The organism is Pelagibacterium xiamenense, from assembly GCF_021166475.1.
GTDB classification, from domain to species: Bacteria; Pseudomonadota; Alphaproteobacteria; order Rhizobiales; family Devosiaceae; genus Pelagibacterium; species Pelagibacterium xiamenense.
The window spans coordinates 171378-191060 of record NZ_JAJOYS010000002.1 but is presented as its reverse complement, the minus strand read 5'-3'; the positions used below and the strand labels follow the sequence as shown (position 1 = coordinate 191060).

19 protein-coding genes are annotated in these 19683 nt (G+C 63.8%); 11 read left to right on the top strand and 8 right to left on the bottom strand.

Annotated features, from left to right (window positions below):
* Positions 1-75: 75 nt before the first annotated feature.
* The gene (locus LSG43_RS08920) at positions 76-2517 is read right to left on the bottom strand and encodes a S8 family peptidase (RefSeq protein ID WP_231803247.1); all 2442 of its coding nucleotides are present in this window, start codon (positions 2515-2517) and stop codon (positions 76-78) included.
* Between the two features lie 182 nt (positions 2518-2699).
* Here LSG43_RS08920 and LSG43_RS08915 point away from each other — a divergent pair, with 182 nt between their 5' ends.
* A complete protein-coding gene (locus tag LSG43_RS08915) occupies positions 2700-2951 on the top strand; it encodes a GlsB/YeaQ/YmgE family stress response membrane protein (RefSeq protein ID WP_231803245.1) in 252 nt (83 codons plus the stop codon).
* Positions 2952-3383: 432 nt separating this feature from the next.
* Here LSG43_RS08915 and LSG43_RS08910 read toward each other — a convergent pair whose 3' ends face one another.
* From LSG43_RS08910 to LSG43_RS08900, 3 genes are read right to left on the bottom strand one after another with little or no spacing between them, the layout of a single operon-like run.
* A complete protein-coding gene (locus LSG43_RS08910) occupies positions 3384-3947 on the bottom strand; it encodes a dihydrofolate reductase family protein (RefSeq protein WP_231803242.1) in 564 nt (187 codons plus the stop codon).
* Positions 3948-3992: 45 nt separating this feature from the next.
* Positions 3993-5486 (bottom strand): carboxypeptidase M32, encoded by a 1494-nt coding sequence (locus LSG43_RS08905; RefSeq protein ID WP_231803240.1) that lies wholly within the window; start codon positions 5484-5486, stop codon positions 3993-3995.
* A 32-nt stretch (positions 5487-5518) separates the two neighbouring features.
* The gene (locus tag LSG43_RS08900; RefSeq protein WP_231803238.1) at positions 5519-5731 is read right to left on the bottom strand and encodes a hypothetical protein; all 213 of its coding nucleotides are present in this window, start codon (positions 5729-5731) and stop codon (positions 5519-5521) included.
* 155 nt (positions 5732-5886) lie between these two features.
* On the opposite strand from LSG43_RS08900, the gene LSG43_RS08895 reads away from it, so the two are divergent.
* The 4 genes from LSG43_RS08895 to LSG43_RS08880 all read left to right on the top strand — a co-directional run bounded on the left by LSG43_RS08895 (position 5887) and on the right by LSG43_RS08880 (position 8430).
* Positions 5887-6249, top strand: a complete 363-nt coding sequence (locus tag LSG43_RS08895; protein ID WP_231803236.1) for a YciI family protein — start codon at positions 5887-5889, stop codon at positions 6247-6249.
* Positions 6246-6605 carry a YciI family protein gene (locus tag LSG43_RS08890; protein ID WP_231803234.1) on the top strand — a complete coding sequence of 120 codons (360 nt, stop codon included), beginning with the start codon at positions 6246-6248 and terminating at the stop codon, positions 6603-6605. The genes LSG43_RS08895 and LSG43_RS08890 overlap by 4 nt, the downstream gene beginning before the upstream one ends.
* A gap of 7 nt (positions 6606-6612) precedes the next feature.
* A complete protein-coding gene (locus LSG43_RS08885) occupies positions 6613-7869 on the top strand; it encodes an RNA polymerase sigma factor (protein ID WP_231803232.1) in 1257 nt (418 codons plus the stop codon).
* 123 nt (positions 7870-7992) lie between these two features.
* A complete protein-coding gene (locus LSG43_RS08880) occupies positions 7993-8430 on the top strand; it encodes a hypothetical protein (protein WP_231803230.1) in 438 nt (145 codons plus the stop codon).
* Positions 8431-8612: 182 nt separating this feature from the next.
* Here LSG43_RS08880 and flgH read toward each other — a convergent pair whose 3' ends face one another.
* From flgH to flgF, 4 genes are all read right to left on the bottom strand, one after another.
* A complete protein-coding gene (gene flgH / locus LSG43_RS08875; RefSeq protein ID WP_231803228.1) occupies positions 8613-9353 on the bottom strand; it encodes a flagellar basal body L-ring protein FlgH in 741 nt (246 codons plus the stop codon).
* 56 nt (positions 9354-9409) lie between these two features.
* Positions 9410-10363, bottom strand: coding sequence for a flagellar basal body P-ring formation chaperone FlgA (gene flgA, locus LSG43_RS08870; RefSeq protein ID WP_231803226.1), 954 nt, complete (start codon positions 10361-10363; stop codon positions 9410-9412).
* Between the two features lie 21 nt (positions 10364-10384).
* On the bottom strand, positions 10385-11170 hold the full coding sequence (flgG, locus tag LSG43_RS08865) for a flagellar basal-body rod protein FlgG (protein WP_231803224.1): 786 nt from the start codon (positions 11168-11170) through the stop codon (positions 10385-10387).
* Positions 11171-11249: 79 nt separating this feature from the next.
* A complete protein-coding gene (flgF, locus tag LSG43_RS08860) occupies positions 11250-11993 on the bottom strand; it encodes a flagellar basal-body rod protein FlgF (RefSeq protein WP_231803222.1) in 744 nt (247 codons plus the stop codon).
* A gap of 278 nt (positions 11994-12271) precedes the next feature.
* On the opposite strand from flgF, the gene LSG43_RS08855 reads away from it, so the two are divergent.
* The 6 genes from LSG43_RS08855 (at position 12272) to LSG43_RS08830 (ending at position 19633) form a co-directional block, all read left to right on the top strand.
* The gene (locus tag LSG43_RS08855; protein WP_231803220.1) at positions 12272-12763 is read left to right on the top strand and encodes a flagellar basal body-associated FliL family protein; all 492 of its coding nucleotides are present in this window, start codon (positions 12272-12274) and stop codon (positions 12761-12763) included.
* Positions 12764-12771: 8 nt separating this feature from the next.
* On the top strand, positions 12772-13860 hold the full coding sequence (gene fliM / locus LSG43_RS08850) for a flagellar motor switch protein FliM (protein WP_231803218.1): 1089 nt from the start codon (positions 12772-12774) through the stop codon (positions 13858-13860).
* A complete protein-coding gene (locus LSG43_RS08845; protein WP_231803215.1) occupies positions 13860-14282 on the top strand; it encodes a DUF6468 domain-containing protein in 423 nt (140 codons plus the stop codon). The genes fliM and LSG43_RS08845 overlap by 1 nt, the downstream gene beginning before the upstream one ends.
* Complete coding sequence (locus LSG43_RS08840) at positions 14279-15061, top strand: MotE family protein (RefSeq protein WP_231803213.1); 783 nt, start codon at positions 14279-14281, stop codon at positions 15059-15061. Before LSG43_RS08845 ends, LSG43_RS08840 begins: the two co-directional genes overlap by 4 nt.
* A 307-nt stretch (positions 15062-15368) precedes the next feature.
* Entirely contained in the window at positions 15369-18593 is a 3225-nt protein-coding gene (locus LSG43_RS08835) for a hypothetical protein (protein WP_231803211.1), read from the top strand.
* 62 nt (positions 18594-18655) lie between these two features.
* Complete coding sequence (locus LSG43_RS08830) at positions 18656-19633, top strand: helix-turn-helix domain-containing protein (RefSeq protein WP_231803209.1); 978 nt, start codon at positions 18656-18658, stop codon at positions 19631-19633.
* The last annotated feature ends 50 nt before the right edge of the window (positions 19634-19683 follow it).

Sequence of the window (19683 nt, the reverse complement as noted above, 5' to 3'; positions counted from 1 at the left end):
TTCGGATGATCGAAAAGATAGGGACGGAGGCGGGGAAGTCAAGGGCGGGCCGGCGGTCCGCCCCTGGCGGGTGGCTCAGAACGCCTGCTTGAAGGTCGCGCCGATGGCGGCGGCTTCCTCGCCGGCGATGTGGCCGGCGTCGAGGCTGTAGACGAAGCCGAGTTCGAAAATGCCGTCGGGGTTGGGCTCGAAGGCGTAGGAGACGCCGAGGTCGAGCTGGCGGCCCGAGGGGGCGAGGTCGGCGGTGACCGTGTCGTAGAGGATCTCGCCGCCGGGCGTGCGCCCGACCGGGACCTCCATGCTCATGGTGCCTGTTTCGACGCGCAGCGGTTGGGAGGCGGTGAGGGTGAGGCGATCCGCATTAAGCCAGAGGTTGGACGCCTGCGCACCCACCTGGAAACCCGAGAAGGTGGCGGATGCAAGATCGGATACGTAGCCCGATCCCTCGGTGCCGGACGCGACGCCGTATTCTATGCCGCCAAAGAGCGTGAAGTTTTCTGTGAGGCCCGTGGAGGCGGCGAGGGACAGGGCGCTGATGGCGGTCTCTTGCGTGTCAGTGAAGGCCTCGGAGGCGGTCATGCCGAGATAGCCGCCCCGCTCGGACATCTGCGCGGCGCCGATGGTGAGTTCGAGCGCGTCGAAATCGAACGCGACGGCGCCGCCGACGCCTGCAAGGGCGGCGTTCTCCGCGTTGTCGTGCGTGCCGATGAAACCGTAATGCTCGAAATCGGCAAAGCCCATGTCGAGGCGGCCGTAGACAGCGGTGGTGTCGTTGGCCAGCGAGAGGACCGAGGCGTTGTCGACGTTCTCGCTCGAAAGCCCCAGCGTACCCTGGAGATATTCCGATCCGCCCACGGCGGCGAAACCGAAGGAATAGCCCAGATCCTCGAAGGCGATCTCATCGCCTGCGGCAAGGCCCCATGCGCCGAGGTCGAGCTTATCGACGTCATCCGTGCCCAGCCGCGGGATGGCCGCTGAATCAGCGGTACTGGCGGTGGTGTCGCGGGTGAGAAGGCTGCCGTCGATATAGAAGTCGCCGTTGAGCGCGTCGAAGACGGCGATGTCGGTGCCCGAAAGCGCGCGCGTGACGCTATCCCCGAAGGCGCCGCCGGTGTCGAGATGGGAACTCGAGAGGGCGTGACGGGAGCCGGACTGGACGTCGCGGCCGTTAATGAGCGAGACGGAGCCGATGGGGCTGAGAGCCGCTTCAAGGTCGAGGACGCCCTGGCCCCAAGTTTCGGAATAGTATTTTTCAACGCCATTGCCGAAATCGGTGATGCCGTCCTCGGTGAATTCGTTGAAGTCGTTATAGGCCGAGGCGAGGAGGCGCTTTGTCCATTCCTCGGGCGAGAGCGAGGGGAAGGCTTCGGCGATCAGTGCCACGGCGCCGGTGACGATGGGGGCGGCGTAGGAGGTGCCGGTGCCCGCCTCGTAGCTTGTGTCGGAATCGCCGGACGCCGCGAAGGTCGTTCCGCTGGCGGTGAGGCAGAACTGTGCCGTTTGTCCGCAAGGGGCAGAGATGAGGGCGGCGTCGGTGATGTTTAGATTGCTGTCGAGATCGAACAGGCCGTTTGCAACGGTTATCCAGGCGCCTTGCAGGTCCGGTTCGAGAACGGCGAGACCGGCCGTCGCGTCGGCATCGTTCAGGGCGCTGTCGTTGGAGAGGGCCCATACAATGACGCCCGAATCCTGAAAGTCTTCGAGCGCGTCGAAGTAAGCCTGCCAATTGCTGTTTGACGAGCCGAGTAACGCAGTCAGCGCTGTGGCGGCGGAGCTTATATTGTTGTCGTACATATACTCCTGAACGTCCTGAAGGAGCAGTTCGCCTCCGCCCGGCGCGGTGTAGCCCCAGCTATTGTTCTGGGCTACCGCGTTGAGGCTTGCGGCCTCGGCGGTGGCCAGGGCGAGAACGGAAGGGTCGACGCCTGTGTATTCGGTGGAGGTCAGGTGCAGGTTGGCGCCGTAAGCTACGCCAACCATGTCGGAAGTATTGGGATTGGCGCCGATGAGTGAGGCGACGTGCGTTCCGTGGTCTGCAATAACCACGGAGCCACCATAGGCGCTGCCTATTTTCCCGTTGAATACCTCGTGTGTGGTGCGAAAGCCGTCGTCGACGATGGCGACATAGAGGCCTGCCCCAGACAGACCAGCGCCGTGCGCGGTGTGGAGGCGCACGACTTTGTATGCATTGCCGTTGTAAGGCCCGTCAGCGAATGCGTTGCCATAAAACTCACTTGCAGTCGGCGAACCTCCATCGTTGTTGATGAAGGCATATGCCGCGGAATTGAACCAATTGCCGGCTTCGATCGGATTGAAGTTCGTCGCGTCGCTTGACGTTACCCACGCATTCGATGCGGAATCAGAGAAGGGATTTACAGGATCGGGGACCGTGAAGCCGCTCCCGCTCCCACCACCGCCCGCACCGCCGCAAGCGACCAATACAAGGGTTGCCGTGGAGCAGGCAGCAAGTGTCGAAATCCGGCGCAGAGTCTGCTTGCGCCCGGGAAGAGCCGGCATATCTTCAATGTCCCCCTGTGATCTTCACAGCCGCCGGGTGGCGGCCGGCGGGACTATGGCCAAATTCGGGCATGCGGACAAGTTCGTATGCAAGGTTTTGGTAACTTTTGGCGAATCGACTACTTCGACTATCGAGTAGTGTGTCTGGATTTAGTTCAGAATTAGTGAATTAAGAGGTCGAAATGGGCATTGAGAGTCTTTTGATCTTTCTGATCGTCGGCGTGATCGCGGGTTGGATTGCCGGGAAGCTGGTGCATGGCGGCGGGTTCGGGCTCGTGGGGAACATGGTGGTCGGCGTAGTCGGCGCGGTAATCGCAGGGTGGCTGTTTCCGTTCGTTGGCGTGAGCCTGGGCACGGGGTTTCTGGCGGCGGTGGTGCATGCGACGATCGGCGCGGTGATCCTTCTGGTGCTGTTGCGGCTGATCAAGGGGTAGGGCACGGCGCGCGGAAGCCTCCGGCGGCCTTTAAGCCCCGGTGTCAGATAACGTGGACGGTATGGGGCGAGACGCGCCTCATACTGAATATAAAATAGCGAGACCCGTCTCGCCGCATACATCCGGGGTTTTTGGCTTGTGGCGGCGTCCCGGGCTGGGGTTTGTCGTAACCGTTTCCCGTTAAAAGGAAACCGTTCGGTGCCCCTCCGGGTTTCCCCGGTGCGACGGGGAAATCAATCCCCGTCCGGCCTCTGTCCGCTTTGGGCCTCCGCTGGGACGACTCCCATCGGACCCGGACCGGTCCCGCCCAAACGTTCGTTGCGCTCGCGCCCATAAAAGCGGGTCCGTGGGAAGCATCATAGGTGACGTTTCAGGGACGGGGATAAGTTTCGGTTTTCGCCGGATACTCAATCGGACTTCGACGCCCGGTCGCTACGTCACGGGCGCATAGCGCAACACCATCGCGCCCGAGGCGAACTGATGCCGGCTTACGGGTTCCAGGTCGATATATTTGGTCAGCCCAGCGAATATGGTCGGGCCGTGGCCGGCGAGCCTGGGGTGCACGATGAATTCGTATTCGTCGATCAGCCCCAGTTCCGCCAAGGCCAGCGGGAATTTGACGCCGCCAGCGAACAACCCGTTCCCCGGCTCCTTCTTGAGCGCTTTGACGGTCGCTTCCAGATCGTTTCCGCGGATTAGCTCGGCGTTCCAGTCGACGCTTTCGAGGGTGTCCGACACGACGTATTTCTTCGCCGCGTCGATTGTCCGGGCGAAGGGGAGCATCCAGCCGTCCATCCACTTGGGCGCAACGCCGGTTTGCGCCGGTGCTCGCCATGCCTCCTCCATCATCTGGTAGATGACCCGGCCAAAGAGGAGGGCGTCGGCCTCGGCGATGCTCTGCGTCGCGTGGCGGTGCAGCTCTTCGTCGGCAACCGCCGCGTTATGATCGCAGCAGCCGTCCAGCGTGATGTTGATGGAATAGCGTAGGGGGCGCATGGCATCTCCTTGGTATGGGTTGCCGCCGGGGTTCATAACGGGCTCTTAGAGATACCGCCGCTTCAGATGCGCGATGAAAATCTGCGGGTCGAGGGGGCTTCCGGTCGCTTTTTCGAGGAGCTCGGGGGTGGAATAGCGGGAGGCGTTTTGCCAGATGTTTTGGCGGCGCCAGGCGTTGACCGTGTCGAAGCGGCCCTCGGCGATCTCGTCAAGAACGTCGGGGTGAGCCCTTTCGATTGCGGCCCATTGCTGGGCGGCGATCATGGCGCCGAGGGTATAAGAGGGGAAATAGCCGAAGGCGCCGACGGGCCAGTGGACGTCCTGCATGGGGCCGTCGGCGGGATTGTCGAGGGTAGAAAGGCCCAGATATTCCATCATCTTGGCGTCCCAGGCCTCGGGGATGCCGGCGACTTCGAGTTCGCCGCCAATCAATGCCTGTTCGAGCTCGTAGCGCAAAATGACGTGGAGGGGGTAGGTGACCTCGTCGGCGTCGACGCGGATGAGGCCCTTGTCGATCCTGTTGACCGAGGCGACGACATCTTCGATCTCCCAGCCGCCGAGCGCCGCATCGCCCAGATGCTTTGAAACCTGCGGCATGGCCCAGACCCAGAATTCAGGCGCATGGGCGAGCTGACATTCGACAAAGAGCGACTGGCTTTCGTGAATGGCCATGCCGCGCGCCTTGCCCAAGGGCAGGTGTCCCCACTGCTTGGGCAGGCCCTGCTCGTAGAGCGCGTGGCCGGTTTCGTGCAGGACCCCCATGAGCGCGGAGAGAAACTCGTCGGTGCGGTACCGGGTTGTCATGCGCACGTCGGTCGGGACGCCGCCGCAGAACGGGTGGTGGGAGACGTCGAGGCGGCCGTGGGTGAAATCGAAGCCGAGCGCGGCCATCATCGAGAGGCCGAGTTCGCGCTGGTGTTCGATCGGGAAGGGGCCGGTGACGGTCTTGAGGGGGCGTTTGGCGTGACGCTCGTCCTGGGCGGCGAGCGCTTGCGGGACGAAATCGACGAGGAAGTCCTTGAGCGTCTGGAAAACGGGATCGATCTCGCGCGTGCGGTTACCCGGATCGTATTGCTCCATCAGCGCATCGTAGGGGTCAAGCCCGAGCGCATCGGAGCGCATGGCGGCTTCCTCGCGGGCGAGCGCGACGACGTTTTCGAGCGCCGGGGCGAAGCCTGCCCAATCGTTCTTGGCCCGAAGGTCGCGCCAGAGCTGTTCGGAGCGGATATTGGTCTCGGTCTGGCGGCGGACGAAATCGGAGGGCAGGCAGGTGGCGTTGGTATAGACGCGGCGGAACTCGGCGACGGCGGCGCGGTGGTCGGGCTCGAGATCCTCGGCCTCGGCGGCCGCAATGAGGTCGCCAACCTCACGGGCGGTGGACGTTTCGTGCATCAGGCCCGAGAGGTAGGCCAGCGCTTCGGCGCGCTTTTCGCCGCCGCCGACCGGCATGTTCGTCGCTTCGTCGGCCGAGAGAATGGCGATGGCGTGCTCGATGGATTCGAGCCTTTTGCCAAGGGCTTCGAGCTTTGCGAAGGACATGGGGATACTCCGGGACGGTCACTGCTTCCGTCTTAGCGTTGCGCGCTGGCGATTGGAAGGTCGGCCGGCGGCATTTCCGCGGGGGCGCGCGAGCCAAATTCGAGTACGGCGTAAAAGCCGCCGATCAGGACAAAGGTCGCGGCAAGGCGCAGGAGAATATGCGCGGGCGGCTCGTACACCCAATCGGTCCCGCGCCGCGCCGCGCCAAGGTGGGTGACCGCGGCAGCCAACACGATATCGAACATCTCTCAATCTCCAATCGCAAATGATGTGTACGACTGGTCGAACCAGGCGGGCGCCGATCGACAGGTCCGGGAAAAAAGTTCCTGCGCTGTCGAAAAGCGTGCTCCCCAATCGACAAGGGGTGTGGTCAACATTGTCTCGAAAGAAGGGCGGGCCGATGCAGTACATGTTTCTGATCTATCTCGATGAGACCAAATTCGCGCCGATGACGCAGAAAGAGCGCGACAGCTTCACCAACCGGATGCTCGACTACGACGACGAATTGCGCGCGAGCGGGCATTATGTGGTCTCCGAGGCGCTCAAGATGCCTGACGAAGCCGTGACGGTGCGGGCTTGGGACGGGACGCTGGCGACCACCGACGGGCCGTTCATGGAGACCAAGGAGCATCTTTCAGGCTTCTTTCTCGTCGAGGCGCGGGATCTCAACGAGGCGATCCAGCTCGCCGGGCGGATGCCGCTTGCGCGGGTGGGGTCGGTCGAGGTGCGGCCCGTCGATACGCTGGAAAGGATTCCGGAATGAAGTTCATGTGCCTTGTGCTGCTCGACTCGGACGTCATCGCGACGATGAGCGATGCCGATTGGAAAGAGCTTGATCGCGCATGCCTTGGGTATGATGCGGAGCTCGCGGAAAAAGGCGTCTTTGTCATGGCGCAGGCGCTCAAGGGGCCAGAGGAGGCGCGGACGGTGCGTGTCCGGGGCGGGGACGCGCTCGTCACAGATGGGCCGTTCATGGAGACCAAGGAACAGGTCGCGGGGTTCATCCTCGTTGAGGCGCGGGATATCGACCACGCGGTGGAACTCGCCAAGGGTGACCCGATGGCCAAGATCGGGGCGGTCGAGGTGCGGCCGACGATGGTGGTCGAGATGCCCGCGTGAGGGGGCGATGATTGCGGCAGCCAGGAACGGCGTGATCGAAGAGGCCTGGCGCGTGCATTCGCGTCGGGTGCTGGCGACGCTCATCCGGCTCTTGCGCGATTTCGACCTCGCCGAAGAGGCGCTGCACGATGCGTTTCTGGCGGCCGCCGACCGGTGGCCAACGGATGGGGTGCCGGCGAGCCCATACGCGTGGCTGGTTTCGGCGGGGCGGTTCCGGGCCATCGACAAATTGCGCAGGCGGGCGCGGTTCGATGCCGCCGAAGCGGAGCTGACGCGGCAGATCGAGGAAGAGGCGGAGGCGCAGGCCGGGGTGGAGCCGGACGAGATCGCGGACGATCAGTTGCGGATGATCTTTACCTGCTGCCATCCGGTGCTTTCGCCCGAGGCGCAGGTGGCGCTGACGCTGCGGACGGTGTGCGGGCTTTCCACCGAGGAGATCGCCCGCGCGTTCCTGATGCGCCCCCCGGCGCTGGCGCAGCGGATCGTGCGCGCCAAGGCGCGGATACGGTCGGCAAATGTACCCTATGAGGTGCCTGCGCATTCGGATCTGCCCGGGCGGCTCGATGCGGTGCTCAAGGTGATTTATCTGGTCTTCAATGAAGGCTATTCGGCGCATTCGGGGGAGAGCCTGACGCGCGTCGATCTTTCCGATGAAGCGATACGTGTCGCGCGGCTGCTGGTTTCGCTTTTGCCCGATGCCGAGGCGATGGGGCTGCTCGCGCTGATGCTGCTGCACGAATCGCGGCGGGCTGCGCGGACGAGCGCGGCGGGGGAGGTGGTCCTTCTTGCCGATCAGGACAGAGGGCTGTGGCGGCGCGAGTTGATTGCGGAGGGCGGGGATCTGGTCGAGCGGGCATTCGCGACACGGCAGATCGGGCCCTATACGCTGCAGGCTGCGATCGCGCTGGTGCATGCGCAGGCGGAGCGCGCAGAGGACACGGACTGGGGCCAGATCGTGGCGCTTTACGATGTCTTGCGTCGGGCGGCACCCTCGGCGGTCGTGGATTTGAATCGGGCGGTGGCGGTGGGGATGGCGCAGTCACCGGGCGATGGGCTGGCGCTCATTGACGCGCTGCTCGAGGATGGCACTCTGGCGGATTATCACCTGGCCCATGCAGCGCGGGCGGATATGCTGGTGCGGATGGGGAGGGAACGAGAGGCTCTGGGTTCGTTCGAGCGCGCGCTGGCGCTATGCCAACAGGGGCCGGAGCGCCGGTTTCTCGAGCACAGAATTGCCGATTTGGGCGGAATGGCTTCCCCGTAGGGATCGCACCCGCGATATGCGTGGCATTCTATTTAACTCATTGTCATGAATTTAAATGCCTGTGCCTAGACAGTGCAGAAGGGTGTCCGCGTGGGACATGGTCCAGGGAAGGAATGCAATTCGATGATTAAGCTCAAATACACGCTCGTCGCCGCGGGGCTGGCTCTGGCGGTTCCAACGTTGGCCATTGCGGACGATGGCGACTGCCGCCCGCGGACGATCGCGCAACTTCTCGGGGTCGAGGAGGTTGCGGGGTGTTCCGCCGGCGAGGGACTTGCGATCGCTCACGAAGCATCAAACGGCGCTTCTACGGCAGCTCTGCTGCGATCTGGTGTGCTGGACGACGAGGATGATGACCACGGGGAGGACGACGATGATCATGGCGACGATGACGACGACGACGACGACGATGACGACGTAGACGATGACGACGACGATGATGACGATGATGACGAAGACGAAGACGAAGACGACGATGACGACGATGATGACGACGACGACGACGATGATGACGACGATGATGACGATGATGATGATGATGATGACGATGACGAAGACTAGCGGGCGCTTGGCCGCCTAGGCGTCGCTTCGTTGCATCGCAAAAAGGGGCGCGGCCGGGAAAACGCCGCGCCCCTTCTCTTTTCGGTCCGGCGGGGAAGCCGGGCCGGGGAGATCCGGCGCCGCGAATTGGGGGATCGGCGGCGGATCTGGGGAGGATTGGGGCGGCCGGGGCGGCCGCCCGATCAGAAAGGCAGGATCGCGTCGAGGACCTGCTGACCGTAGCGCGGCTGCTGGACGTCGGTGATCTGACCCCGGCCGCCGTAGGCGATGCGCGCTTCTGCGATCTTCGAGGAGTCGATGGTGTTGTTGGAGGCGATGTCCTCGGGGCGGACGATGCCGGCGACGATGAGGTCGCGGACCTCGAAGTTGACGCGGACTTCCTGGCGGCCCTCGATGACGAGGTTGCCGTTGGGGAGGATTTGCGTAACGACGGCGGCGACCTGCGTCGTGATGCGTTCCGAGCGGTTTACCGAGCCGTTGCCCGCATTCGAGACGCCGGAGGTCGTTCCGATGGCGGCGTCGGCGGACACCTCGTCGGGCGCGACGCTGTTGAAGACCGAGCCAAGCACGCCGCCCACACCCATGTCGTTGCTCGAGGAGCGGGTGGAAGTGGTCTGGTTGCCGATCCGGGCGCTGTCGTCGATGGTGACGTTGACGGTCAGGATGTCGCCGATCTGGCGGGCGCGCTGGTCCGGGAAAAAGCCTGTGGCATCGGAGCGGAACAGGGAATTGGGCTGGTAACTCGCGGGCTCGGCGGCGGGCATGGGCATGGTCACCGGGCGGTAGCCGGCCTGGACCGTCGGGTCGGTGATCGGGGTCAGTGGCGGTTCTTCACCGATGCGCGAGAGGCGATCGGTGGTGGCGCAGGCAGCGAGCGACGTGACGAGCAGAAGGCCGGTCGCGAGTTTGAAAATGCGGTTCATTTTAGTGTTTCCCGTTTGATGTGGGCCACGCTTCCCCAAGCGCAGCATGCGTGAAGCTAAAGTCCGGCGATCTGTGGATTGCCGCCGGTAACAAGGACCATGCCATTGGCCGTTGCGGTGCCTTGCAAGACCTTGTTGGTCATGGTGTTGAGGACGCTGACCGGCTCGTCGAGGCTGGCGGAATTGAGCGCCTGGCCACGGGTCGTGAGGGTCAGCGCGCCTTCCTGGTAGAGCACGGTGACGTTCTGGTTGCGGCCGATCAGTTCGGGCGCCGAGATGTCGTTAGGGCGCAGCACGACGCCGGCACGGATCTGGCGCTGGAGCTGCTTGCCCACGATTTCATTGAGCGAGACGAGGCCGGTCGTTTCGGCGTAAGCGAGCGGGACCATGCGCCACTCGACGTCATCGGCGCCGAGGATGGTGCCCTCGGGAAGGCTGCGCCGCAGGTGCGGGGCTTCGATCATGAGCTGGATCTGGCCTTCGATATCGAGCGGCTCGGACAGGCCCGAGACATTGAAGCGGGCGGAGAAGGTCGAGGAGCCGGGCATATAGCGCAGCATGGTGAGGCTTGCGGGGCGCGCGGTGTCGGCGGCAACGATCTGCGGAATCGGGCGATCGAGCGCGATGTCCATGTTCATGTTGGCGCTCAGGATGCCGCGGCTCGAAAGATCGGCGGCGATGAGATCGCTAAGGAGAGGCAGGTCGACCGCGACGCCGGCGCGGGTGACCTTGATGGACGTCAGCCCCGCGGGGTCAAACTCGGTGATGCCGGCGCCTTCGACAGCGGCGGCGACGTCGTCGATGCCCAATGTGCCGGTGGTGCCGGGCGCCGGGGCGCGGAAGATCGCGGTTTCGGCCTTGAGTCCGGCCCCTGCAAAGAGGTCACCGACTGTGACGAGCTCGGAGGTGACCGTGACATCGCCGCGCAGGACCGGATCGGCGTAGGCGAGCGTCGTCGTGGCCGCGATGGCAGCGGCGAGGGCGAGGCATTTGAGGGTCGAAGCGAACATCGCGGTTCTCCTTCACGTGTCCTAGCGGACCTGGGCGGCGGCCTGGAGCATCTGGTCGGCGCCCGAGATGACGCGCGCGTTCATTTCGTAGGCGCGCTGGGCGGCGATCAGGTCGGCCATTTCGGTGACGGCGTTTACGTTGGCGCTTTCGAGGTAGCCCTGCATGAGATGGCCCATGCCGTCGGCATCTGCAGCGCCGATCTGGGCCTCGCCGCTGGCGGGCGTCTCGCGGAAGAGGTTCTCGCCCATGGATTCGAGGCCGGCCTTATTGGCGAAGCGCGCCAGCTGGATCTGGCCGAGCTGAACGGGCGTGGTTGCGTCGTTGATATAGGCCTCGACGAGGCCGTCGCGGCTGATCGAAACCGATGTGGCGTCCTGCGGGATGATGATCCCGGGCTGGACTGCGTAGCCCTCGGTGGTGACAAGCTGGCCATTGGCGTCGCGCTGGAATGTGCCGTCGCGGGTATAGGCGGTCTCACCGTCGGGCAGTTCGATCATGAAGAAACCTTCCCCGGAAATGGCGAGGTCGAGGCTTTGTTCGGTCGGCGCCACGCTCCCCTGGCTCATAAGGCGTGAGGTGGCGGCGACCTGGACACCCGAACCGATTTCGATGCCGACCGGGACCTGCGTGCCTGTGTCGGATGTCGCGGCGCCGGCGCGGCGGTAGGTCTGGTAAAGAAGGTCCTGGAATTCCGCGCGCTGGCGTTTGAAGCCGGTGGTGCGCATGTTGGCGATATTGTTGGAGAGAACTTCGACGTTCCGCTCCTGCGCGGCCATGCCGGTCGATGCGATGTACAGTGCCTGCATGTGGATCGCTCCTTAGTGTGTCAGTGGTCGCGCTCTCGAACCGAAAGAGTGAGGCCCACTCTTTCGCGAGATCGCTCCATTAAGCCTGCATGTCGCCGAGGCGCTGGATGGCGCTGCGGCGGAGTTCGTCCTGACGCTGCATGAGATCGGCCAGGGAGGTGTAGGCGCGGGTGATGCGGATCATTTCGGACATTTCGGCAACGCCGGTGACATTGGAGCGCTCGGTCGCGCCCTGAATGACGGTGGTCGCCTCGGCAACCTGGGGTGTGCCGCCGGAAAACAGCGTGTCGCCATGGCGGTTCAGTTCCTGGGTATTGGCGAATTCGACGATACGAAGCTGTCCCTTGAGTCCGGCGCTCGAGGACACGGTGCCGTCTTCATTGATGGTGATGTCGGTTTCGTCGGCGGCAAACAGGAATTGCCCGCCGCCCTGCGACTGGACGGGATGTCCGCTATGGTTGATCAGCACGCCTTCGGCGTTGATCTGAAGAACGCCGTTGCGTGTCCAGCGTTCACCCTGGGGCGTCTGGACGGCAAGGAAACCTTCGCCTTCCAGCGCAACATCGAGCGGGTTGCCCGTCCGGACCAAGGTGCCGGGGGCGAAATCGTGCATCGTCGCCCAGTCCTGGACGTAGCTCAGCGTCTGACTGCCGCCCGGAAAGGTCCGGTCGAGGGCTTTGGGCATTACGTATTCCTGAAACAGGATGCTTTCGCCCTTGAAGCCCGTCGAGTTGATGTTGGCCATGTTGTTGGCCACGACATCCATCTGGCGCTGGAGCGCCATCTGGCGCGATAGCCCGATCAGTTGCGCGTTCTGTAGCATTGCGCGTTTCCCCGTTTTTCATCGAGCGGCCGACTTCCCCAAGCCGTAACGCTCGACAGGAGCAATGCATGCGCCGTGCCAAACTTATAAATTTAATAAAATCAATGCTTTGCGCTGAATCCGATATGAAGGGCGGGCGGAATATAGTTAACGCAGCGGCAAAAGCTGCCGGGTAAAACCTGCCGGGTTAAGGTGATTGGTAACTATTCGTTAACCACGCCGGGATTAGCTGGAGATGCGGGGAAAGCCCCGGAATTATAGGGGATTCGGATCGATTTATGACCGACGTTACCGAAAATGAAGAAGACGGCGTCCAGGACGAAGCGCCCAAGAGTGGGCGGGGACGGCTGCTCCTGATCGGCGGTGCCGCCATTGGGTTGCTGCTTGCCGCCGGGGCGGGGGCGTTCTTCCTCATGGGAACGGGCGGTGGACAGCCTGCGGCGGTGGCGGGTGCGGAAAGCCAGACCTCGGTTTTCTATGACCTGCCGGAGATCACGGTCAATCTCAACACCAACGGGCAGGCGGCGGAATTTCTCAAGCTCTCCATCGCGCTCGAAGTTCAAAGCGAGTCCATGATCCCGGTCATTGAACCGCGCCTGCCGCGGGTGATGGACGCGTTCCAGGTCTATCTGCGTGAACTGCGGCGCAGCGATCTCGAGGGCTCGGCGGGTATTTACCGGCTCAAGGAAGAATTGCAGCGGCGGATCAACCTCGCGGTCTATCCCGCGACGGTCGAGAATGTCCTGTTTAAAGAAATCCTCGTTCAGTAGGAGGCGACATGTCGGATCCTGATGGCGACAGCGGATTGAGCGAAGACTGGGCCGCCATGCTCGAGGCGGAGGCCGGGAATTCGGACTCCGACGACCGGGTGCTCAATCAGGACGAAATCGACTCGCTTCTGGGTTTTGACGCCTCGGCGAGTTCGAATGTCGAGCTTTCGGGCGTGCGGGCGCTGATCAACTCGGCACTGGTGAGCTACGAACGCCTGCCGATGCTCGAAATCGCATTCGACCGGCTGGTGCGGCTTTCGACGACCACGCTGCGCAATTTCACCTCGGACAACGTCGAGGTGTCGCTGGATTCGATTTCGTCGGTGCGGTTCGGGGACTATCTCAATTCGATCCCGCTGCCGGCGATCCTTTCGGTCATCAAGGCCGAGGAATGGGACAATTTCGGCCTTCTGACCGTCGACAGCGCGCTCATCTATTCGATGATCGACGTGCTTTTGGGCGGGCGGCGCGGGCAAAGCGTGATCCGCGTCGAGGGGCGGCCCTATACGACGATCGAGATGGCGCTGGCGCGGCGGATGATCGAGCACATTCTCGATGATATGCACAAGGCCTTCGAGCCTCTTGGGCAGGTCAATTTCAAACTCGACCGGATGGAGACCAATCCGCGTTTCGCGGCGATTTCGCGGCCCGGCAACGCGGCGATCCTCGTCGAACTGCGCATCGACATGGACGATCGCGGCGGCAAGGTCGAGATCCTTCTGCCCTATGCCACAATCGAGCCCATCCGCGAGCAATTGCTCCAGATGTATATGGGCGAGAAGTTCGGGCGCGATCCGATCTGGGAAGGGCATCTGGCGACGGAAATCTACTCCGCCGATACCGAGATCGAGGCCGTGCTGCACGAACTCGATCTGCCGCTCTCGCGCGTGCTCAACCTGAGCGAGGGCGAGACGATCCTTTTCGATATGAAGCCCACCGACGCGGTGACGCTCCGATGCGGGGACGTGGAGCTCACCAAGGCGGTCATGGGGCATATCCGCAACAATGTTTCGGTGCGCGTCACGCGGCCGCTCAACCCGCCCAAGGTCACGATGGCTGCATTCGAGGCGATGGAAGAAAAAGAGGAGAAGAAGTGATGACGGGATTGCCGATGGGGCTGGTCATCGAGGCAGCGGTTGCGGTTCTTCTCGCGACGACAATCGGATATTGCATTCTGCTTAATCGACGGCTGAAGAAGCTGCACGCCGACCGGGCGGCGCTCCAGCAGATGATCGGGGATCTGGTTCAGGCCACCAACATGGCCAATGGCGCGATCAAGGGGCTCAAGCAGACGGCGATCGAAACGGACGAGATGCTGAACCAGAAGCTCAACGACGCCGAACGGTTCGCGATCGAACTGGCCAATCACGTCAACGCCGGACAGGCGGTGATGGACCGGATTTCCAAGATCACCGAAGCCGCGCGCGGCCATGGCGGGCACCGGGTCGAGCCCAATCGCGCGAAGTCCGCGCTCGAAACGCTCGCCGAACATCAACGCCGCCGGGAGACCGCCGCGTGAGATCCATTCGCCTGCTGCCCATCGTCGTACTTGCGGCATCGGCTCTGCTCGTTCTCAAGACGGTCGGGCTGGTGACGGGGGGCGGCTATACGCTGACGGGCGTTCAGGTTGCCAGCGCGCAGGATGCGGCGCCGGAGATGGCGACCGGGGGCGAGGCCGACGACGCCGAGGGACAGGATGCCTTTAGCGCCGAAGAGTTGGCTGCGGCCGAAGCCGCTGCTGCGGCCATGTTCCAATCCACGCCCGACAGCGACGCGGACCAGGACATCTCCATTATGGAGAGTTCCGGCAGCGGCGAGGCCCGCCCGCTCGAAAGCGCCGCCGAGGATACCGAGGCGCTGATCCTGCAACGCCTGGCCGAGCGCCGTGCGGCACTCGAAGCTTTGGCGGCGGAACTCGATGATCGGCTCGCGGTGGTCGAGGCGGCCGAAATGCGAGTCGAAGAGCGCATGAGCGAGCTTGCGGCAGTCGAAGCGCGGATAAACGCGATGGTCGATACGCAGGAGGCGGAGGAAAACGCACAGTTCACCGCCGTGGTCGCCATGTACGAGGCGATGCGGGCCAAGGACGCGGCGCGGATTTTCGATGAACTCGATATGGACGTCCTCGTGCGCGTCGGCCAGGCGATGAACCCGCGCAAACTTGGGCCCGTCATGGCTGAAATGACGTCGGCCCGCGCGCAGGAGCTGACTGTGCGGCTTGCGGAGCCGGACGGTGCCGCTGCGCCAGAGGTGCCGGACACCGGTTTCGAAAACTTGCCCCAGATTGTGGGCGAATAGGCGCGCACTCGCGGTTCGTTTTAAGCGATCCGGTAAGGGCATTTTAAGCGCTCGCCCCTAAGGTCTTAGCCTAAACACGCGCCGGATCGAACATGCCGGCGATGCGAAATCATTAGCGCGTCCGGGGCGCGAGAGCAGAAAGGCTTTCGCCGGACATGCGCCAGCGCGGCAGGGTAGAACGCTTTTGACGACGTTCATCAGGGGCATTGAAGCGTTCATGCGCGTCCGGGCAACCGCACGCGCTCTTGCAGTTTGCCTTTTGCTCTGCTCCGCGTTCGCAGTTGGCGCCGCGCACGCTCAGGAAGACGTGACGGTCGAAGCTCAGCGTTTTGAGGACTACGGCCGCATTATCGTGACCTTTCCCGACAGGTTCACGCTGCCAGAGCACGACGTTACGAGCGAGAACGGGGTCCTCGTCATCGCGTTCGACGCGGCTATGGATGCCGTGGTTCCGGATTTCGGCACAGTGCTTGGCGAATATGTGGCCATCGCGCGGATGGATCCGGACCGGCGGGCGTTCCGCATGGGGCTGCGCAAGCCGCTCCAGGTCAACACGATCGTGGCCGGCGAGCAGCTTTACGTCGATCTTCTGCCCGAGGACTGGGTCGGGCTGCCACCGAGCCTGCCCGAGGAGGTCGTCGCGCGGCTGGCGGAACGGGCCGAAGAGGCCGAGGAACTGGCGGCGCAACGGCGGCGGGCGGAACTCGTCGAGGAGTACAATCCGACCGCGACGGTCCATGTCGGCAGGCACCCGACCTTTACGCGTATCCTCTTCGACTGGAATGTCGGCACGACCGCAGACTTCGCGCGCGACGAGGAGGGGAACGGGCAGATTACGTTCGATTGGCCCGTGCCCGTCGATCTTTACCAGATCCTGTCCGATCTGCCCGAGGAGCTCGCGGGGGTGGAAAATACGGTGAGCCCGGCGGGGAGCGTCGTTGCGCTCGAACTGGCTACCGAGACGGGCATACGGTTCTATTCGGAAAGCCCGACGACCTTCGTGCTCGATATCGACCGGCCCGACATCCCGCCCGCCGGTATCGATCTTGCGAGCCTCGATGTCGCCGGAGAGGAAGAGGGCGGGGAAGCCAGCGCTACGGCCGAAAATGCTACGGACACCCCGGCGGTCGATGCGGCGATGGTCGACGAAATCACGCCGTTCGTGACGCGCGTGGGCGCGACCGAGCGCATCGTTTTTCCATTCCCCTCGGACGTGCCTGCGGCCGTTTTCAAGCGGGGCTATACGGTCTGGCTGATTTTCGACACCGAGGTGCGCATCAACGCACCGGAGGACCGGACGGGGGAACAGGCGGCTTCGCTGGTCGATGCGTTTTCCGTGCAGGGGACGGGGAACGCGCAGGTCATCCGGCTGGCGCTCGATGAGGACAGGCTCGCGACCATCGGGTCGGAAGGCCGTGCATGGGTGCTCTCGCTGGGCGACGTGCTTCTCAACGCGACCGAGGCACTGGCGCTCGAACGGCGGATGACCGATACCGGGCTTTACGAGATCACGGCCAACCTGGGGCAGCCCGCCCATGTGCACGAACTGCGCGATCCGGATGTCGGGGACGTTCTCGAGGTCGTGACGGCGTACCCGCCGGCCAAGGGCATCGTGCGCGACCTGAACTATGTGGATTTCTCGGCGCCACGGACGGTGCATGGGCTTGTCATCCGGCCCCTGCATGAGCAGGTCGAGGTCACCATCGAGGACCACCTGGCGGTGGTTTCGGCGGTCGACGGGCTGACCGTGTCGCCAGCGGACGAATTGCGCTATCGCACGCCGACGGAGAACCGCGAGACGGCGCTGGATCTCATCGAACTTGTCGCCGAGACGCCGGACGCGTTTTTCGTGCGCCGTGACGACATCATGAACATTGTGGCCGAAGCCGAGGGCAATGCGCTCGATCGGGCGCGGCTGATGCTTGCGCAATTCTACCTGGCCAATGGATTGGCGCACGAATCCCTGGGCGTGCTGTCAGTCCTCGACGACGATCTGCGCCTGCGGGATATCGAACCGGTTGTCATGATGGCCGAAGCGGCGGCCAATGTCGCGGCGCACCGGCCCGAGGCGGCGATGGACATTCTCGAGGCCAGCATCCTCTCGGATCAGGCGGACGCGATGGTCTGGCGGGCCATCGCTCGCACGGAGCTCGGCGATTATGACGGCGCGCGGCTCGATGCGCTCGGGGCGCAGGCCGTGATCGCGCTTTATCCGCGCTGGGTGCGGACGCGGTTCCATCTTGCGGCAGCGCGCGCGGCGATCGAGCGTGGCGACGAGGACAATGCCGCGGCATTTCTCGGGAATATCGAGATGGGCATGCTCGCGCGCCCTCAACTCGCCGAATACGAGCTCCTGGGCGGGATGCTGGACGAGCTCGGCGGGCGGCATACCGAAGCCCTCGAAAGCTACGGGCGCGTCATCAATATCGACAACCGGCCGACGACCGCGGAGGCAGTCCTCCGGACTATCAAGCTGCTGGACAAGATGGAACGGCTCGACGTCGCGCGGGCGGTGGACACGCTTTCGGTGCAGGCGACACTTTGGCGCGGCGATCAGGTCGAGCTCGGCATCATCGAGAAGCTCACGGACCTGCAGTACCGAAATGGAAACTATCGCGAAGCCTTGAATGCAACGCGGCAGGCTGCGGCGATGTATGACGACACTACGGTCATTGCGGGCCTGGTCGAGCGGGCACGGGACGAATTCACCGGGCTTTTTCTCGACGGCGAGGCGGACCGGCTCGATGCGGTTTCAGCGCTCAGCATCTATTACGACTTCCGGCATCTGACGCCGCCGGGCACCGAGGGCGATCTCATGATCCGCAATCTGGCGCAGCGGCTGATCAAGGTCGACCTGCTCGATCAGGCGTCCGAGCTCTTGCGATATCAGATCGATCATCGTCTTGAGGGCGCCGCGCGGGCGCAGGTTGCCGCAGACCTCGCGATCGTCTACATCGCCAACCGTCAACCAGGGGCGGCACTGCAGGTTCTGGGAGAGACACGGATTTCGGGGCTGCCGGTGACGCTCGACCGGCAGAGGCGCGTCCTCGAGGCGCGTGCGCTGATCGATGCGAACCGGAACGACCTCGCGCTCGACCTGCTTTCGGGCGTGACCGGGCGGGATACAGAGCTGCTGCGCATCGAGGCGCTGTGGAACGGCGAGCACTACAGCCAGGCATCCGAACTGATCGAGTTGCTTTATGCCCCCGATCTGGAAGACGGGCAGCTAAGCCCAGTTGCGCGGACGCAAATCGTCAAGGCGGCGGTGGGGTATGTGCTTGCGCAGGACCAGCTCAGCCTGTCGCGGCTGCGGGGCCGGTATTCCGAGGCGATGTCGCGGGCGCCCGAATGGCCGATGTTCGACTACGTGACCTCGACGGTCGAGCCGGCAGGCGGGGCATTCCGCGATATTGCGCGGCAGGTCGCGGGGGTGGATTCGCTTAACGCGTTCCTCAACGCCTACCGGCAGGCCTATACGGCGCAGGACGCGCTTACGCCGTTGCGTGCGGTCGGGGCGACAGGAAACAGTTAAGCTCGATTTTTGACACCGCTCGTCGAGTTGCCATAACCTTGGGCCGCTACGAGGGTCCGGCGATGGCAAACGAACAGCAGCGCAAGCCGGAGAACGGCTTCCGGCAGATTTCGACAACACGATTCCCGGAGGCCGAGCGGTTCGACTACTGGCGCAGCCTGTTTCCCCGCGTTTCGCTCGAACTCACGCGGCGGGATCGTTCGGCTCGCTTTCGGGGCGAGATGTTGCACTATCGCGGCACGGGAGGCGAGACCTTCGCGCTCGCCTATAATGACGACACCACCACGCATTTCGGCAAGCCGGACGGCGCCTTCGTCCTTTTGAGCGTCACGATCTCGGGGTCGGCGATGCTGATCGATGCAACCGGTGCGGAACGTGTGGTGACGCCGAAAACGGGCATTGTCGTGATGGATAGCAGCCGCCCCCTGACGACCCATACCCGAGAGCACCGGCAGTTCTGCCTCACCGTTCCACGCGCGCGGGTCGCTGTGTCACTGGGCGGGGAGCGGGCCGTGGGCGAGCGCGGAGCGTTCGTGCTGCCAGAATCGGGACTGGGACATTTCGTTCTGGAGCATCTGCGCACACTGGCTGGTGCAGCCGGGACGCTCGGTGCGGACGAGGCGCAGGTGGCGATGGGTGCCGCGGTTGACCTTACGGCCGGAGCGCTGGCGCAGGCGACACCGCGTTCGATTGGGGTCGACGAGGTCGCCGGGGGAAGCGCCGTGCTTGAGGCAGCGAAGCGTTATATCGCACTCCACCTGAGTGAGCCGGGGCTGACTGCAGCCGATATCGCAGGCGCGCTCGGGTGTTCGCGGGCGCAACTGTTCCGCGTCTTTGAAAGGCACGGCGCCAGTATAGGCGGGTCGATCCGCTCGGCGCGACTTGCGTACGCCGCGCATCTTCTGGTCGCGCATCAGAGGCTGAACATCGATCAGATCGCATACCGGTGCGGCTACACAAGCGCCGCATCTTTCGCACGCGCCTTTCGCGCTCATGCCGGCTGCACGCCGCAGGCCTATCGGCACGAATGCGGCCAATAGCCCCCCGGCAGGCCATTTGAGACCATTCGCATACAATTGAGACCCACTGC

Excerpts from the sequence above, each read along its gene's own strand:
- LSG43_RS08920 (WP_231803247.1), bottom strand. The coding sequence starts at position 2,517 with ATGCCGGCTCTTCCCGGGCGCAAGCAGACTCTGCGCCGGATTTCGACA.
- fliM (WP_231803218.1), top strand. The coding sequence starts at position 12,772 with ATGTCGGATCCTGATGGCGACAGCGGATTGAGCGAAGACTGGGCCGCC.
- LSG43_RS08915 (WP_231803245.1), top strand. The coding sequence starts at position 2,700 with ATGGGCATTGAGAGTCTTTTGATCTTTCTGATCGTCGGCGTGATCGCG.
- LSG43_RS08855 (WP_231803220.1), top strand. The coding sequence starts at position 12,272 with ATGACCGACGTTACCGAAAATGAAGAAGACGGCGTCCAGGACGAAGCG.
- LSG43_RS08830 (WP_231803209.1), top strand. The coding sequence starts at position 18,656 with ATGGCAAACGAACAGCAGCGCAAGCCGGAGAACGGCTTCCGGCAGATT.
- LSG43_RS08895 (WP_231803236.1), top strand. The coding sequence starts at position 5,887 with ATGCAGTACATGTTTCTGATCTATCTCGATGAGACCAAATTCGCGCCG.
- LSG43_RS08910 (WP_231803242.1), bottom strand. The coding sequence starts at position 3,947 with ATGCGCCCCCTACGCTATTCCATCAACATCACGCTGGACGGCTGCTGC.
- flgH (WP_231803228.1), bottom strand. The coding sequence starts at position 9,353 with ATGAACCGCATTTTCAAACTCGCGACCGGCCTTCTGCTCGTCACGTCG.
- LSG43_RS08890 (WP_231803234.1), top strand. The coding sequence starts at position 6,246 with ATGAAGTTCATGTGCCTTGTGCTGCTCGACTCGGACGTCATCGCGACG.
- LSG43_RS08900 (WP_231803238.1), bottom strand. The coding sequence starts at position 5,731 with ATGTTCGATATCGTGTTGGCTGCCGCGGTCACCCACCTTGGCGCGGCG.
- LSG43_RS08885 (WP_231803232.1), top strand. The coding sequence starts at position 6,613 with ATGATTGCGGCAGCCAGGAACGGCGTGATCGAAGAGGCCTGGCGCGTG.
- LSG43_RS08905 (WP_231803240.1), bottom strand. The coding sequence starts at position 5,486 with ATGTCCTTCGCAAAGCTCGAAGCCCTTGGCAAAAGGCTCGAATCCATC.
- LSG43_RS08845 (WP_231803215.1), top strand. The coding sequence starts at position 13,860 with ATGACGGGATTGCCGATGGGGCTGGTCATCGAGGCAGCGGTTGCGGTT.
- flgA (WP_231803226.1), bottom strand. The coding sequence starts at position 10,363 with ATGTTCGCTTCGACCCTCAAATGCCTCGCCCTCGCCGCTGCCATCGCG.
- LSG43_RS08880 (WP_231803230.1), top strand. The coding sequence starts at position 7,993 with ATGATTAAGCTCAAATACACGCTCGTCGCCGCGGGGCTGGCTCTGGCG.
- flgF (WP_231803222.1), bottom strand. The coding sequence starts at position 11,993 with ATGCTACAGAACGCGCAACTGATCGGGCTATCGCGCCAGATGGCGCTC.
- flgG (WP_231803224.1), bottom strand. The coding sequence starts at position 11,170 with ATGCAGGCACTGTACATCGCATCGACCGGCATGGCCGCGCAGGAGCGG.